Annotated in this window: 12 protein-coding genes; 4 read left to right on the top strand and 8 right to left on the bottom strand. The window is 65.6% G+C overall.

What is annotated here, in order from left to right:
* Positions 1-9: 9 nt before the first annotated feature.
* Complete coding sequence (locus tag AC13HB_RS09030) at positions 10-636, bottom strand: EF-hand domain-containing protein (protein ID WP_482949422.1); 627 nt, start codon at positions 634-636, stop codon at positions 10-12.
* Between the two features lie 171 nt (positions 637-807).
* On the opposite strand from AC13HB_RS09030, the gene AC13HB_RS09025 reads away from it, so the two are divergent.
* The 3 genes from AC13HB_RS09025 to AC13HB_RS09015 all read left to right on the top strand — a co-directional run bounded on the left by AC13HB_RS09025 (position 808) and on the right by AC13HB_RS09015 (position 3,804).
* Positions 808-1,830, top strand: coding sequence for a Kelch repeat-containing protein (locus tag AC13HB_RS09025; RefSeq protein WP_482949421.1), 1,023 nt, complete (start codon positions 808-810; stop codon positions 1,828-1,830).
* 29 nt (positions 1,831-1,859) lie between these two features.
* Positions 1,860-2,453: a superoxide dismutase family protein gene (locus AC13HB_RS09020; protein WP_482949420.1), complete on the top strand. Its 594-nt coding sequence runs from the start codon at positions 1,860-1,862 to the stop codon at positions 2,451-2,453.
* 67 nt (positions 2,454-2,520) lie between these two features.
* Positions 2,521-3,804 carry an exonuclease/endonuclease/phosphatase family protein gene (locus tag AC13HB_RS09015; protein WP_482949419.1) on the top strand — a complete coding sequence of 428 codons (1,284 nt, stop codon included), beginning with the start codon at positions 2,521-2,523 and terminating at the stop codon, positions 3,802-3,804.
* Between the two features lie 4 nt (positions 3,805-3,808).
* On the opposite strand, the gene AC13HB_RS09010 is transcribed toward AC13HB_RS09015, so the two are convergent.
* From AC13HB_RS09010 to ssb, 6 genes are all read right to left on the bottom strand, one after another.
* Complete coding sequence (locus AC13HB_RS09010) at positions 3,809-4,273, bottom strand: DUF2269 family protein (RefSeq protein ID WP_482949418.1); 465 nt, start codon at positions 4,271-4,273, stop codon at positions 3,809-3,811.
* Positions 4,273-5,568, bottom strand: coding sequence for an SDR family oxidoreductase (locus tag AC13HB_RS09005; RefSeq protein WP_482949417.1), 1,296 nt, complete (start codon positions 5,566-5,568; stop codon positions 4,273-4,275). Before AC13HB_RS09005 ends, AC13HB_RS09010 begins: the two co-directional genes overlap by 1 nt.
* A 79-nt stretch (positions 5,569-5,647) precedes the next feature.
* Positions 5,648-7,207, bottom strand: coding sequence for a serine hydrolase domain-containing protein (locus AC13HB_RS09000; RefSeq protein WP_482949416.1), 1,560 nt, complete (start codon positions 7,205-7,207; stop codon positions 5,648-5,650).
* A 90-nt stretch (positions 7,208-7,297) separates the two neighbouring features.
* Positions 7,298-8,956, bottom strand: coding sequence for an ankyrin repeat domain-containing protein (locus AC13HB_RS08995; protein ID WP_482949415.1), 1,659 nt, complete (start codon positions 8,954-8,956; stop codon positions 7,298-7,300).
* On the bottom strand, positions 8,953-9,348 hold the full coding sequence (locus AC13HB_RS08990; protein WP_482949414.1) for a BlaI/MecI/CopY family transcriptional regulator: 396 nt from the start codon (positions 9,346-9,348) through the stop codon (positions 8,953-8,955). The genes AC13HB_RS08995 and AC13HB_RS08990 overlap by 4 nt, the downstream gene beginning before the upstream one ends.
* A 222-nt stretch (positions 9,349-9,570) precedes the next feature.
* On the bottom strand, positions 9,571-10,056 hold the full coding sequence (gene ssb, locus AC13HB_RS08985) for a single-stranded DNA-binding protein (RefSeq protein WP_482949413.1): 486 nt from the start codon (positions 10,054-10,056) through the stop codon (positions 9,571-9,573).
* 297 nt (positions 10,057-10,353) lie between these two features.
* On the opposite strand from ssb, the gene uvrA reads away from it, so the two are divergent.
* Positions 10,354-13,227 carry an excinuclease ABC subunit UvrA gene (gene uvrA, locus AC13HB_RS08980; protein WP_482949412.1) on the top strand — a complete coding sequence of 958 codons (2,874 nt, stop codon included), beginning with the start codon at positions 10,354-10,356 and terminating at the stop codon, positions 13,225-13,227.
* Here the strand turns inward: uvrA and AC13HB_RS08975 are convergent.
* Positions 13,224-14,051, bottom strand: a complete 828-nt coding sequence (locus AC13HB_RS08975) for a class I SAM-dependent methyltransferase (RefSeq protein ID WP_482949411.1) — start codon at positions 14,049-14,051, stop codon at positions 13,224-13,226. The genes uvrA and AC13HB_RS08975 overlap by 4 nt on opposite strands.
* Positions 14,052-14,127 lie beyond the last annotated feature (76 nt).

The raw sequence follows: 14,127 nt of genomic DNA, 5'->3' as shown, positions 1-14,127 counted from the left end.
CCCGCAGGCCTAGTCGGCGCTGATGCGCCGGCCGTGATGATAGGCCATGAACTCGTCGCGGCTCACGGCTCCGTCACCATCGAAATCGATCTCGACGAAGGTCTCGTCCACGCTCTCCCGGGCGCTTTCCTCGGCATCGGTCAGAATGCGCTCGACATAGGACGGCTCGAGGAAGGTTTCCTGGAAGTCCGGGCCGAATTCGTCCAGCGCATCGCGGATCGACTCCATGGCGTCGGCTCGCAGCCCCTCGCCCAACCCGCCTTCCGGCGTCAGTCCGGCAATGCGATAGAGATCGGTCATCACGAAATGGCCATCCCCGTCGCGATCGAGTTCGGCGAAGGTGGCAGCCGGGTCGTCGCGGTCGGCAGTGGCAACCTGGCCCGGCAGGAGTGCACTGGCGCCCAGCGTGGCGGCGAGAAGGGTTGAAGCGGCAATACTCATGGGAAACTCCGTCAGCTTGTCAGGGATATGATCCCGAAGCGTCCGGCGCGGCTGAACGGGATAGCGGCCGACGAAATCACGAACGACTTCACTCGCCGTCAGACCGCGGGCCCGGCAAGCCTCCATGAATTCGCGCTTGGCCGCATAGCCAAGTCTGACTTCAAGCGTCTCGGACTGTTTTTCGTCGTGTTTCACGCCACACTCCCTTTCCGGCCCGACCGGGCTCCGGTGCGCCCAGACCAGCTGACTTCCCGGCCTCGAAGATAGTGTTTCGGCGCCGGGACGCTCGTATTATCGTGTCCGGACACGTCAGAAGCCGAGTTAAAAAGCAGACAGACCGGCCGCAGCCGCAGGGAGACGCACAAGATGACAAACTGGACCCGCCGCAGCGTCGTGGGAGCGGCACTCGCCGCCGGACTGGCTCCGCGCCTTGCCGCGCAGGACACGGCGAGCTGGCGCCCGGCAGCATCCCTTCCCGTCCGCACGCAGGAAATCTATCCGGCCGCGCTGAACGGACGCATCTATCTGGCCGGCGGCCTGTCGCCGGATGCGGGGCGCGAGGGTATCGGCATTCTCGACCGGGTTTTCGCCTGGACGCCGTCGGAGCCGGAGAGCGGATGGCAGGACATCGCCCCCCTGCCCGAACCCCGTCACCATCCCAATCTCGTCGCTCATGCCGGAGCCATCTATGCAGCCGGCGGTTTCCATGCCGTCGAGGGTGGTGCCTGGGGCATGCTCGACACGATGACCCGCTACGACCCCGAGACCGACAGCTGGACCGAGATGCGGCCCCTGCCTTTGCCCTATGGCGAGACGGTGGCGGCTTCACTGGCGACCGGGCTTCACCTCGCCACAGGGCGCCAGCCAGCCGGCACAGCGAACGCACAATGGACCGATCACGCCGATAGCGGCGCGCACTATGTCTACGACGCCTCGGAGGACCGCTGGCGCGAGGCCGCGCCGAATCCCAATCCGCGCAATTCCGCGGCGGGCGGCGTTATCTCCGGACGCTTGCACGTGGTCGGCGGCCGCCGGGTCAATGCCGGCAATAATGCGGACCACGAAGCCTATGACCCGGTCTCCGATCGCTGGGACAGCCTCGCCCCCATGCCGCAGTCCCAGGGCGGTCTCGCCGCGGCAGTGGCCGGCGGCAGGCTCTACGCTTTCGGCGGCGAGTTCTTCAACGATCAGGGCGGTGGGGTCTATCCGGAAGTCTGGATATACGATCCCGACCATGACGTCTGGCGAGCCGGACCCGAAATGCGCACGCCGCGCCACGGTCTCGGCGGGCTCGCGATCGGCCGTGACATCTACTCAATCGCCGGCGCGACCGGGGCGAGCGCGCGAGGCACATCCGGTATCGTGGAAGTTCTGACGGTTCCGGCCTAGTTTCCGAAGCGAGCAATCCGGAGACGAGCATGTCGATCCGAATTCGCGGCGCGGCGGTCGTCGCCGCGCTGACCCTTGCCACCGGGGGTGCAGGCCGGGCCCAGGAGGCCCCGTCCGACGATACCGTAGCCGGTCGGTCAGCGGATGCGCCCCGGACCGCACGCGCCCATATCGTCGGTCGGGAACGCGCGACGGGTGGAGAAGCGATCTTTTCCCAGGGCCCGGGCGGTGTGTTGATCCGCCTGCGCGTGACCAATCTTCCCGTCGAGATGCGCAATGCCTGGCATGGTGTGCATCTGCACGAGACCGGCGATTGTTCGCGCCCGGATTTCACCTCCGCCGGCCGCCATATCAACCCGTCAGGACGCGCCCACGGCCTGCTCAACCCGGCCGGTCCCGACAATGCCGACCTGCCGAATATCTGGGTGGATGCCGCCGGCAATGTCCATGTCGAGCTCTATACCACGCGGGTGAGCCTCAATGGAGAGAACGGCCAGCCCGCCCTGCTCGACGCGGACGGCGCGGCGCTCGTCATCCATGCCGGCTCGGACGACCATGAGACCCAGCCCATCGGGCAGGCCGGCGTTCGGATCGCCTGCGCGGAAATTCGCCCGCTCGACTAATTCCCGCCTCCCGCCCGGCATCGAAAACGGGTAGGCTTCGCACTGACAATTTCAGCGGGAGGGAATGATGACCGAGTTCACCGATGCGGAATGGTCGCAGATCAATGCGGCCCTTGATGCGGATCCGCACCGCTACGGCTTCCCCGAGGTCCGGGACGACAGCGTGGTGCTGTCCTCTTTCAATATCCGCAAGCTGGGCAAGGTGGCCTCGAAGAGTGCCGGCGCTTTCCGCTTCCTCGCCCGCTATGTGAAGGCGACGGACCTGCTCGCCGTGCAGGAAATCCTCGACGATCTGGAAGCGCTGGGCTTTCTGAAAAGCCTTGCCGGCGAGGATTTCGGCATGGCCGTATCCGACGTCACCGGCGCCATTCCGGGCCGGCCGGGCCTGATCGAGCGGCTGGGCTTCATCTTCCGCTGGCGCACGATCGAGCGCACGCAGGTCGCCTCGGATATTTCCTACGACCGCTCCGCCGTGCAGGACAATCTGCTCACCCATCGCGAAGACTTCGATGCGGCCCTCAGGCTGCGCGAGGCCGAGATCGCGACCTTCGAGGCGGAGAAGGCCGAATACGAGCGCGACAAGGACCGCTTCGAAGCCGGCGAGATCGACCGGAAACCGTCACGGCCGCGCATGCCACCCTTCAAGCTCCCGCATTTCCTCACCTTCATCCGCTCGCCCTATTGCTGCTCCTTCCGGATAAAACCGCTCGGTCCGGCCGAGCCCTATGAATTCCTCGCCGTCAACGCGCACCTGCTCTATGGAGACGCATCGAAACAGGCCCTCGAACGGCAGATGGAATTCGAGGCCCTGCTGGACTGGGTCTATACGCGAGCGAAAAAGCTGGAATACACCTATCACGACAATTTCGTGCTGATGGGCGACCTCAATCTCGACTTCGACGACCCTGTCGCCGACCGCAAGCGGATCGAGGACAAGATCAAGCAGATCGATCAGGACTTCCTGATCTCGAAGACCGGCGCCCGGGTGAACTTTCCCTTCTTCGACCCCCATCCGGAAAAGGGGGTGAACTGGATGGTGGACGGCGCGCCCGGCCCCTTCCGCACCAATGCCCGGCTCGACCAGACCTATGACCAGATCGGCCTCTTCGCCCATGACAGGCGGCTGCCCCAGCACACCGCCAACGAGACCGCCGGAACTGTGACCGGCGGTTTCGATTACGGCATGTTCGATTTCGTCCGGCTTTTTCTCGACGTCGTCTACGGCAAGGAGGCGACCATCGACGGTCTGAGCAGCTCGAAGCGGCGAGCCTTCTTCCGCAAGTTCGAGCACGACGTGTCCGATCACATGCCGATCTGGATCCGCCTGCCCAAGCCGCGACCGGGCATGTAGTGGGTCAGAAGGCCGGCCGCGCGATCATCAGGACGAAAATGCCTGTGAGCGCGATGAAGGCCGGCCAGCCGAGAATGAACCAGATCCGCATCAGGCGATGGACATCGTCCGGTACGGCCTCGCCCGTCGTCTCATCCAAGCGCCGTTTCACCCGCATCTGGATCCAGACGACCGGTAGCCAGCAGGCACCGATGAATAGATAAAGCGCATAGCTCACGAGCAGCCAGGGCGCCGTCAGCGGCCATCCGGCGAGATGGGCGAGCGCGATGCCGGACAGCGGCTGCACGATCACCGCCGTCGTGGTGAAGAGCCAGTCGGCCAGCACGACATGGCGCGCGGTCAGGGCGAAACCGGCTCGGTCTCCGCTTCGCCAGGCCTTCAGCATGAAAAAGGCGATCGCCGCGCCGGCCCCCAACAGAACCGAGCCCGACAGGATGTGGACGAGGCGGGCGAGATGAAAGAGCTCCATCAGCGCTCATCCTCCGTCGCCGCGATCATCAGGGCGAGCGCCATCATCGGAATGACTTTCAGGATCGGTCCCAGCGCATCGGCCCACAGGGCTGGCATGGTCAGGCTGAGCGTCGCGATATAGCCGAACGTGCCGAGCACCATGACCGCGGCCACGCCGCGCACCCGCCATTTGGCCAGCATGGCCACGCCGAGCACGATATCGAAGATCGAGCCGAACCAGAGCACGGGCGGACGGCTGGCAGCGTCGAAACCGGCCTCTGTCAGAACCTGATAGGCGTGATCCTTCGCGACGGTGAGCGCGAGGATGCCGGTCAGCAGCCAGTAGAGGCCCAGCGTCCACCGAGCCAGCGGACGCACCAGGCCAAGCCGGGCATGCCAGCGATCCTGCAGCCCTGCGGGATGGGCGGCGAGCCAGTCGTGAAAACCGCGCGGGCTCGCGCCCGTCGCCGCGATCCAGGGTTCGGGGTCGCCTTCCACATCGTAATCGAGCTGTCGCAGGGAATTGGTTCGCATCGAGGTGCGCACGCCCAGCCAGCCCAGAAGATCGCCGAAGAGGAAGGCCGGCCGCGCCAGCCAGCGCGGCACGGACCAGATCCGGCTCTTTCCGAAGCCCAGCCAACGGCGATAGCCTCGCACGAGATCGTCTAAACGCACGCGTTCGGGGCCGGACAGGTCAAAGGTCTGCCGGGACGGCGCTTGCGGCTGTGCCAGCGTCTCCACAGCACGGCAGAGATCGTCCATGCCGATCGGGCGGAAGACCTGCTCGCCGCCCACCACAGGCGTGATGAAGGGCAGACCGCAAAGCGAACGGATCAGCGCCGTTCCGCCATAGACATTGCGCGCAATCACCAGCGAGGGCCGCAGGACGACCCAGTCAAGGTCGCGCGCTTTCAGCGCCGCCTCGCCCGCCCCCTTGTCGCGCGCATAGGCAGACCCTGCCTCCGGCTCGACGCCAACGGCGGATATGTGCAGGACGCGCCGAACGCCCGTCTCCTCGCAGGCCCGGAAGAGCGCATCGGCGCCCTCGACGTGGACGGCCCGGCTGTCATCGCCGAGCCCGTCCTGCAGCACGCCCACGCAATTGACGACCGCATCCACGCCTTCAAGACGCACGCGCCAGTCCTCGACCCGGTCCGTGCGGAAATCGCAGGATATCCAGTCGAGATGCGGCGCGAGACGCGACGCCTTGCCCGCCCCCCGCGCGGCAGCAGCGACATCATGCCCCGCCGCATGCAGATGCGCCGCGATATGCGAACCGATAAAGCCAGAGGCTCCCGCCACGAGAATACGCATGGAAATCCCCCCGATCCCTCACTGAAGGCCAGTCTAGGCACTTCATGCGGGATCGGAAGGCGATTTCGGCGCGCTGCTGCTATTGCGGCCGGTAGTGGGACGCGGCATCGTCGAGACGGAAGGTCAGGCCCGTCACTTCGCCCAATGCATTGCGATGGAATTCGAACTCGGCAAAGCCAACCGTCTGGCGGAAACCGGGCATGGCGAAGCGGTTCGGTGCCAGCGGTACCAGGGGCGAGAAACTGTCGCCACCGGCCCGGCCGATGATCAGCGAACCGTCCTCGTTCTGCCGCACCTCGATATCGTCTTCGTATATCCAGCCCGTCATCTGCCGGCGGATCTCGCCCGGAAAGTCCGCATCCACGGCATAGGTTCCGGTCAAGCCGCTCAGTTCGGCAGGGTCGAGCGCGATGGGTGAAGCCAGAACCGGGCGGTTCAGGTCCCAGCCCATCGTATCGGCCACCGCATTGCGGATCTCGTCGATCAGCAAACGGCCTTGCGTGCCATTGGTCAGAATGACCAGACCGTCGCCGGTCGCCAGATGTCCCTCGATCCAGGCCCGATAGGATTCGTTGGACCCGCCATGATGGAAGATGAGATGCTCAGCGCTGCCGGACAGGCGCGGACCGAGGCCATGTTCGCTCGGCGCGACGAGCGTCATCATCTCCACCGCACGGGCCCGCGAGAGCGCATCGCCATTCCCCCGATAGCTGTCGATCAGCGCCGCAGTCAGCCCACCCAGATCATGAGCGCTGGTCCACAGCCCCGAGGCCGCCATCTCCGGAAAGGCTTCATAGCCGCGCGGCAGGGCGGCAGGCGAACCGGACCGGTCGTGCGCCCGCGCGATATTGCCTAAGTCCTGCGGGAGCGGATTGGAGAATGTACTGCGCGTCAGTCCGAGCGGCTCGAAAAGATGAAGCTCGGCAATGTCCTCGAAAGCCTCGCCCATCGTGTCTGCGACCAGAAGCTGGGCCAGCGTGTAACCGCCTCCGGAATAACGATAGCCTGCGCCGCTGGGCGCCTCGCGGGAAAGCGGGGCATTCCCCGCCGGCGCGCGGCCATCCAGCGTGTCGACCGCCTCGGGAAGCGCCTCGCCCGGCTGAAAATCGGCAAATCCGTGAATGTTGAAACCCGCCGTATGGGACAGAATCGCGCGCATCGGGACCGGTGTGCCCGGCGCAACATCGCGCTCTGCAGGCAAGGACCATGAGGTCATGCCCTCCAGAACGTCAGCGTCCAGATCGAGATAGCCCTCGTCGGCCAGGCGCAGGACGAGTGTGGCCGTCGCCACCTTGCTGACCGAACCCACGGAGAAGACACTGTCGGCATTGACCGGCGTATCCCCACCGGCCTGAAGAACGCCGAACCCGGCTTCATAGACGATCTCGCCATCATCGATGATCGCCAGGGCGACGCCCGGCACGCCGTAATTCTCCATTCGCGCCTCGAGCGTCCAGATCTGCGGCGCGCCGGCCATCTGGATGCGCGGGCGCAGGCGCTCGCTGAACCCCGCCGGGTCCGGGGCCGCTCCCTGGGCCGAGGCGGTACCGGCCGTCAGGCCCAGAACAGCGCTGCCCAGCGCCAGACTTGCGAACATGCGAAAGGGTTTCGCCACCGGGGCGAACTCAGGTCGTGACATAGAAATCTCCAGAGATCAGTTAAATGTCGGGCCGCTCGCTGCCGTCACCGCAAGATCCGGCGACGGCAGCAGGAGCCTCGGGGGGACGTCTTATTCGGAAGGCGGATTATGGGTTGCACCGCGGGCCTCGAGCCAGCGCACCATATCACGATGACCATTACGCCGGGCTTCGCTGAGGGGGGAGCGGTAAGTGTCCCGCCCGTCGCGGATATTCGCGAGCACGGTGAGCGAAACATCGGCTCCGGCCTCGACCAGAACTTCGGCGACACCGATCTGACCGGACTGGGCGGCGTTGACCAAGGGCGTCTCGTCGCCGCGCACATATCCGTTCGGATCGGCGCCCGCAGCGATCAGGCGGCGGGCTATATCGGCATGACCGGCTCGCGAGGCAGCGATCAGCGCATTGCCGTCCCCGGAGAAAGCCGCATCGGTCCGGGCGCCGTAGGTGAGCAGCAGGTCGACCATCTCCCGGTCGCCGCGTGCAGCGGCGGCGATCAGCGGATTGCCGTCGCCCGAAATGCCCAGATCCGGGTCTGCGCCGGAAGCCAGCAGCAATTCGGCGGCCGCCCGGTGCCCGTTACGGACGGCGGCCGTGAGTGCCGTCCCGTCGCCGCTAAAGCGCGTGTCGGCGACGGCGCCGGCATCGAGTAGTTCGGCGACCCGGTCGGTCCGGCCACGGCGCGCCGCCTGGAACAGGCTGGCTTCGCGATCGAGCGCTTCGTCGAGCCGGCGTTCCGGAGCCGGATCGGCCTCGCCGGTGGCCTCAACGCCGGGGGTCATGATCAGGCTGCCGGCGGCAAGCACGGGGAGAATGAGGGAAAGACGCATGGCACTATCCTTTCTGTTCAGCGCACGCGGCGCGGTGAGATGGCTGATGCGCTGCGCGAGTTCCGACCGGGTGGGTGCGGCGGCAAGCGCGAGCGACGGGGTTTTGACGGCAGCGGCCGCCGTATCGAGCAGAGCGATGGCGAGGTCGCGCGGTGCGCCGGTGACGCGGGCGGCCTGCCGGTCGCAAAGCGCCTCGCGGGACCGGTCGAGCATGGGCAGCAGGAAGCGCAGCGGCAGGGCCCACCAGAACACGGCCATGACGACGCGAATTGCGAGCGCGATCCAAGTGTCGCGGCGCTCCGTATGCGCAATCTCGTGTTCCAGCACCGGCCGGGCGCCCGCGTCGAGCGCGAAGCCGCGCGGTACCAGGATCAGCGGCGCGAGAAAGCCTGCCACCATCGGACTCGCCACGGCCTCGCTTTCGGCGACCGGCACATCGCGCGACAGGTCGAAGCCCGCCGGCAAGGCTCGTCTACGCGCCCGGGTCTTGAGCCGTTTCAAGGCGACCAGGTCAAAACCGAGGCGAGCGAGCATCACCAGAACGCCGGCGACCCAGAGCGCGATCAGCAATGGCGCGTAAGTCTCGAGGGCGAAGGACAATCCCGGCAGACCGGCGAGCCCTTCTTCCGCCGGCAATTCCGGCAGGACTTCGCGCGTTTTGGCGGGTGACGGGGCGGCGGCATTAGCGGTAGCGGACGGATGCTCGATCAGAACGGGAATCCCGGTCGGCGCGTTGTCCGGACGCGGCAGCAGCGCCGCCACGAGAATGAACGGGATGGTCGCGAACACGGCCAGAACGAGATCGTGACGTTCACGCAGCATGTCGCGCGGCGCGATACGATCGAAGGCGAGCGCGATGGCGCTCAGCCCGGCGGCGCCGGCGAGCGCGAACCCGGCAGCCTGGAGAAGCACCGTCATCATGCCTCGTCCTCCTTCTTCTCCGAGGCCAGCAATTCGGCGCGCAACGCCTCGATGTCCTCGAGCGTGAGCTGTTCGCTTTTCACCAGATGCTGGGCCAGGCTCTGGGCGGACCCGCCGAACAGGGATTTCACCAGCGAGCCGAGTGCCTTTTTCTGCGCCCCCTCCCGGCTCAGCAAAGGCCGGTAGATATGCGCGCGCCCTTCCTTGCGGAAACCCACATATCCCTTATCGGTCATGATGCGGATCGTGGTGAGGACGGTCGTGTAGGCGAGGCCGTGCTCGGCCTCGAGCGCGTCAGTGAGATCGCGAACGCTGGCTTCGCCGCGCTGCCAGAGCACATCCATGATGCGCTGCTCGGCTTCGGTAAGCTGTGGAGATGCAGGTCGGGCCATCTACGAATTCCTTAGTTGACAGGACGACCCTAAACGGCGCGCCGCGCCCTTCAACTAAAAAATTAGTTATATAACCGGCAACGGGTGCGAACGGCTGCGCGATTCGCCCCGAAAACCCCTGCGCTGACAGGCAATCAGCCCATAAAGAAATCGCCCCGGCGCGTCCGACACCGGGGCGACACATCTGTTTGCCGGGGCCGGATCCGGCCCTCGCCTGCTCGACTAGAACGGGATCTCGTCGTCCAGGTCGGCATTGGAGAAATCTTCTTTGGGACCTTCCATGGAGCGCTGGCCGCCGCCGGAGCGCTCGGAGGAGCCGAAGGAGCCGCCGCTCTCATAGGAGCCACCGCCCTCGCCGCGGCCGTCGAGCATCTGGAGTTCGCCACGGAAGCGCTGGAGCACGACCTCGGTGGAGTATTTCTCCTGACCGCTCTGATCGGTCCATTTGCGGGTCTGAAGCTGGCCCTCGATGTAAACCTTCATACCCTTCTTGAGGTAATTCTCGGCGACCTTGGCGAGCTGGTCGTTGAAGATCACGACACGGTGCCACTCGGTCTTTTCCCGGCGCTCGCCGGTATTCTTGTCGCGCCACTGCTCGGAGGTCGCGACGGACAGATTGACCACCGGGTCGCCGTTATTCATGCGGCGGATTTCCGGGTCGCGTCCCAGATTACCGACCAAAATCACCTTGTTGACGCTTCCCGCCATCGCCCGATCTCCATATCCCGCGGCGCTCGCCTCTTGAGCTGCGCCATTTGTTCACATTCTGTTCCGCCGGTCAACGCGACCCACGAGTCGCATGGAGTTTGATCGGACAGGCCCCGCAGAGTCCAGTGATCGCGCTCAGCCCTCCACAGGCGATCACAGGTCGCCAGCCCCGCCCGCCCTTGCTTCGCGCCCCCTCCTGCCTACGTCCTGTCAGGAAGTCGCAGGCTGCGCTCTGGACGGGCGCGGGGCTGTTCTCTAAATGTTCGGACTTCGAACGACCTCTCTGCAGGGAAATCCATGGCACTCGAAACCATCAGCGTGCGCGGCGCGCGCGAGCATAATCTCAAGGACGTGTCCGTGGACCTGCCGCGGGACAGCCTGATCGTGTTCACGGGCCTGTCCGGCTCTGGCAAGTCCTCGCTCGCCTTCGACACGATCTATGCCGAGGGCCAGCGCCGCTATGTGGAGAGCCTGTCGGCCTATGCGCGGCAGTTCCTGGAGCTGATGGCCAAGCCCGACATGGACTCCATCGAGGGCCTCTCCCCGGCGATTTCCATCGAGCAGAAGACGACCTCGAAGAATCCGCGCTCCACCGTGGGTACGGTGACCGAGATCTACGACTATATGCGCCTGTTATGGGCGCGCGTCGGCACGCCCTATTCGCCGGCCACCGGCCTGCCCATCGAGAGCCAGACGGTGAGCCAGATGGTCGACCGGCTGATGGCCATGGGCGACGGCGCGCGGCTCTACCTGCTGGCCCCGGTCGTACGCGGCCGCAAGGGCGAGTACCGCAAGGAATTCGCCGAATGGCTGAAGGCCGGCTTCCAGCGCGTGAAGGTGAATGGCGAGTTCTACACGCTCGAGGACGCCCCCACGCTCGACAAGAAGTTCAAGCACGATATCGATGTCGTGGTGGACCGGATCGTCATCAAGGAAGGCCTGGAAAGCCGCCTCGCCGACAGTCTGGAAACCGCGCTGAGACTGGCCGACGGCATCGCCGTCGCCGAGAGTGCCGACAAGAAAGACGAGAAGGGCAATCCGGAGCGCACGGTCTTCTCCGAGAAATTCGCCTGCCCGGTCTCCGGCTTCACCATTTCCGAGATCGAGCCGCGGCTCTTCTCCTTCAACAATCCCTTCGGCGCCTGCCCGAGCTGCGACGGTCTCGGCCAGTCGCTGAAGTTCGACGAGGACCTGGTCGTTCCCGATCGCGACAAACCCCTCTCCGACGGCGCCATCGCGCCCTGGAGCCGGGCCACGTCGAAGCTCTACCAGCAGACCCTGCAGGCTCTCGCCGAGCATTTCGGCGGAGACATGTTCACCGCCTGGCGCGACCTGCCGGAGGCCTTCCGAAAGATCGTGCTCTGGGGCACGAAGGAGAACGTGACCTTCGTCTATGAGGACGGGCTGCGCACCTTCAAGACGGAAAAGCCCTTCGAGGGCGTCATCCCCAATCTGGAACGGCGCTGGCGCGAGACCGATTCAAGCTGGGTGCGCGAGGATCTCGGCCGTTTCCAGTCCGCCCAGCCCTGCGAGACCTGCGGCGGGCGGCGTCTGAAGCCGGAAGCGCTCTGCGTGAAGATCGACAAGCGCGATATTTCCGAGGCGTCCGAACTCTCCATCCGCAATGCCCACGACTGGTTCTCTGCCGTCGAGGACACCTTGTCGGAGAAGGACCGCCAGATCGCCGAGCGCATCCTCAAGGAGATCCGCGAACGCCTGAACTTCCTGGTCGATGTGGGGCTGGACTATCTCACCCTGGACCGCGCCTCCGGCACGCTCTCGGGCGGGGAGAGCCAGCGCATCCGTCTTGCCAGCCAGATCGGCTCGGGCCTGACCGGCGTGCTCTACGTGCTCGACGAGCCCTCGATCGGCCTGCACCAGCGCGACAATACCCGCCTGCTCGACAGCCTGAAGGGGCTGCGCGATCTCGGAAACACCGTGATCGTGGTGGAGCATGACGAGGAAGCCATCCTCACGGCCGATCACGTGGTCGATCTGGGCCCCGCTGCCGGCGTTCATGGCGGCGAGATTATCGCCGAGGGCACGCCCGCGGCGATTACCGCCAATATCGACAGCCTGACCGGTCAGTATCTCGCCGGCACGCGCCGTATCGAAGTGCCGGCCAAGCGGCGCAAGATCGCGAAGAAGCGCGCCGTCACCGTGCGCGGCGCGACGGGTAATAATCTCAAGACCGTCGATGCCGCCTTCCCGCTCGGCGTGATGACCTGCGTCACCGGCGTCTCCGGCGGCGGCAAGTCGACCCTGACCATCGAGACGCTCTACAAGGCCGCCGCCCGCAAGCTGGCCAAGGCGCAGCAGGTCCCCGCCCCGCACGACCGGATCGAGGGGCTCGACCAGCTCGACAAGATCATCGATATCGACCAGTCGCCCATCGGCCGCACGCCGCGTTCCAACCCGGCGACCTATACCGGCGCCTTCACCCCGATCCGCGAATGGTTCGCCCAGCTGCCCGAGGCCAAGACGCGCGGCTACAAGCCGGGCCGCTTCTCCTTCAATGTGAAGGGCGGACGCTGCGAGGCCTGCCAGGGCGATGGCGTGGTGAAGATCGAGATGCACTTCCTGCCGGACGTCTACGTCCCCTGCGATGTGTGCCACGGCAAGCGCTTCAATCGCGAGACTCTGGAGATCAGGTTCAAGGACAAGTCCATCGCCGACGTGCTCGACATGACGGTCGAGGAAGGCGCGGACTTCTTCAAGGCCGTGCCCGCCGTACGCGACAAGATGGAAACCTTGAAGCGCGTCGGTCTGGGCTATGTGAAGATCGGCCAGCCCGCGACCCAGCTCTCCGGCGGCGAGGCCCAGCGCGTAAAGCTCTCCAAGGAACTCTCCAAGCGCGCCACCGGCAAGACGCTCTACATCCTCGACGAGCCCACCACGGGCCTGCATTTCGAGGACGTCCGCAAACTCCTCGAAGTGCTCCATGAGCTCGTCGATGCCGGAAACACCGTCGTCGTCATCGAGCACAATCTCGACGTCATCAAGACCGCCGACTGGCTCATCGATCTCGGCCCGGAAGGCGGAGACGGCGGCGGCGAAATCGTCGCCGTGGGCACGCCGGAAGATGTGGCCGAGGTCGAGCGCAGCTGGACGGGCCGCTACCTGGCACCACTGCTGGAGCGCGGTCACGCGCTCAGGGAGAAGGCTGGTTAGGCCTCTGCCGGATTGCGGCCGGTGAAGACCATGGCGCTGAACGGCAGGGCCGTGGGCGTCTCGCCATAATGATCGCGCAGGGCATCTGCCAGCATTTTGGCGACCGCCTGCGGGTCATGCACGCCGCGCTGGACGATTTCGGCCGCCATGGGCGTGCCGAAGACCATGCCGTGAGCGATGTGCCGCCAGTCCTCGATAGAGCTGTCTTGGGAGACGGTCTCGTGCGCGATGCCGTCAAAGCCCGCGCTTGTCAGGTCCGCCGACACGGCCGCTCCGTCGCAATAGGAAAACGGCACCGTGTAGAAAGCTGGCGGATTCTCCGGATACAGCGCTCCGATGACCGCATGGGCAATCGCCATAGGAGAATTGTCCTGCAGCGACCTCCAGCTATTGAAGAGGAATGTGCCACCCGGCGCGAGGACACGCCGCGCCTCGCGAAAGGCTTCCACCTTGTCCGGCACGAACATGACGCCGAACTGGCAGACCAAGAGATCGAAAGCGCCGTCCTCAAAGGCCAGCGACATGGCGTCGGCAGGCACGAAGGTGACATTCTCGTCCGGGCCGAACTTCGCCCGCGCCACATCGAGCATGTCATTGTTCAGATCGGTGACGGTTATCGAGACCGATGGATCGAGCGCATCGCGCAGCGCCCGGCTCGAAATCCCCGTACCGGCGGCCAGCTCCAGCACACGGCTCGCCCCCAGCGCGGCTGCGCGCAGCGCCAGATTCCGCGCATACCCCTCGAACAGGACCGGGCCGAGATGCGCATCATAGACCGCGGGCACATCGCCGCTGAACCCGCCGCCGTAAAGTTCGTCACTCATCTCGCCCTCCCCAGACCGATCAGGCGAGACTGTCGCTGACGAATGACATTTCAACAAGCTCGGATTGATCGGGCAC

Source organism: Maricaulis sp. B-26, from assembly GCF_056857855.1.
The sequence above is the reverse complement of the archived record's forward strand: the minus strand, read 5'-3'. Positions and strand labels throughout refer to the sequence as shown.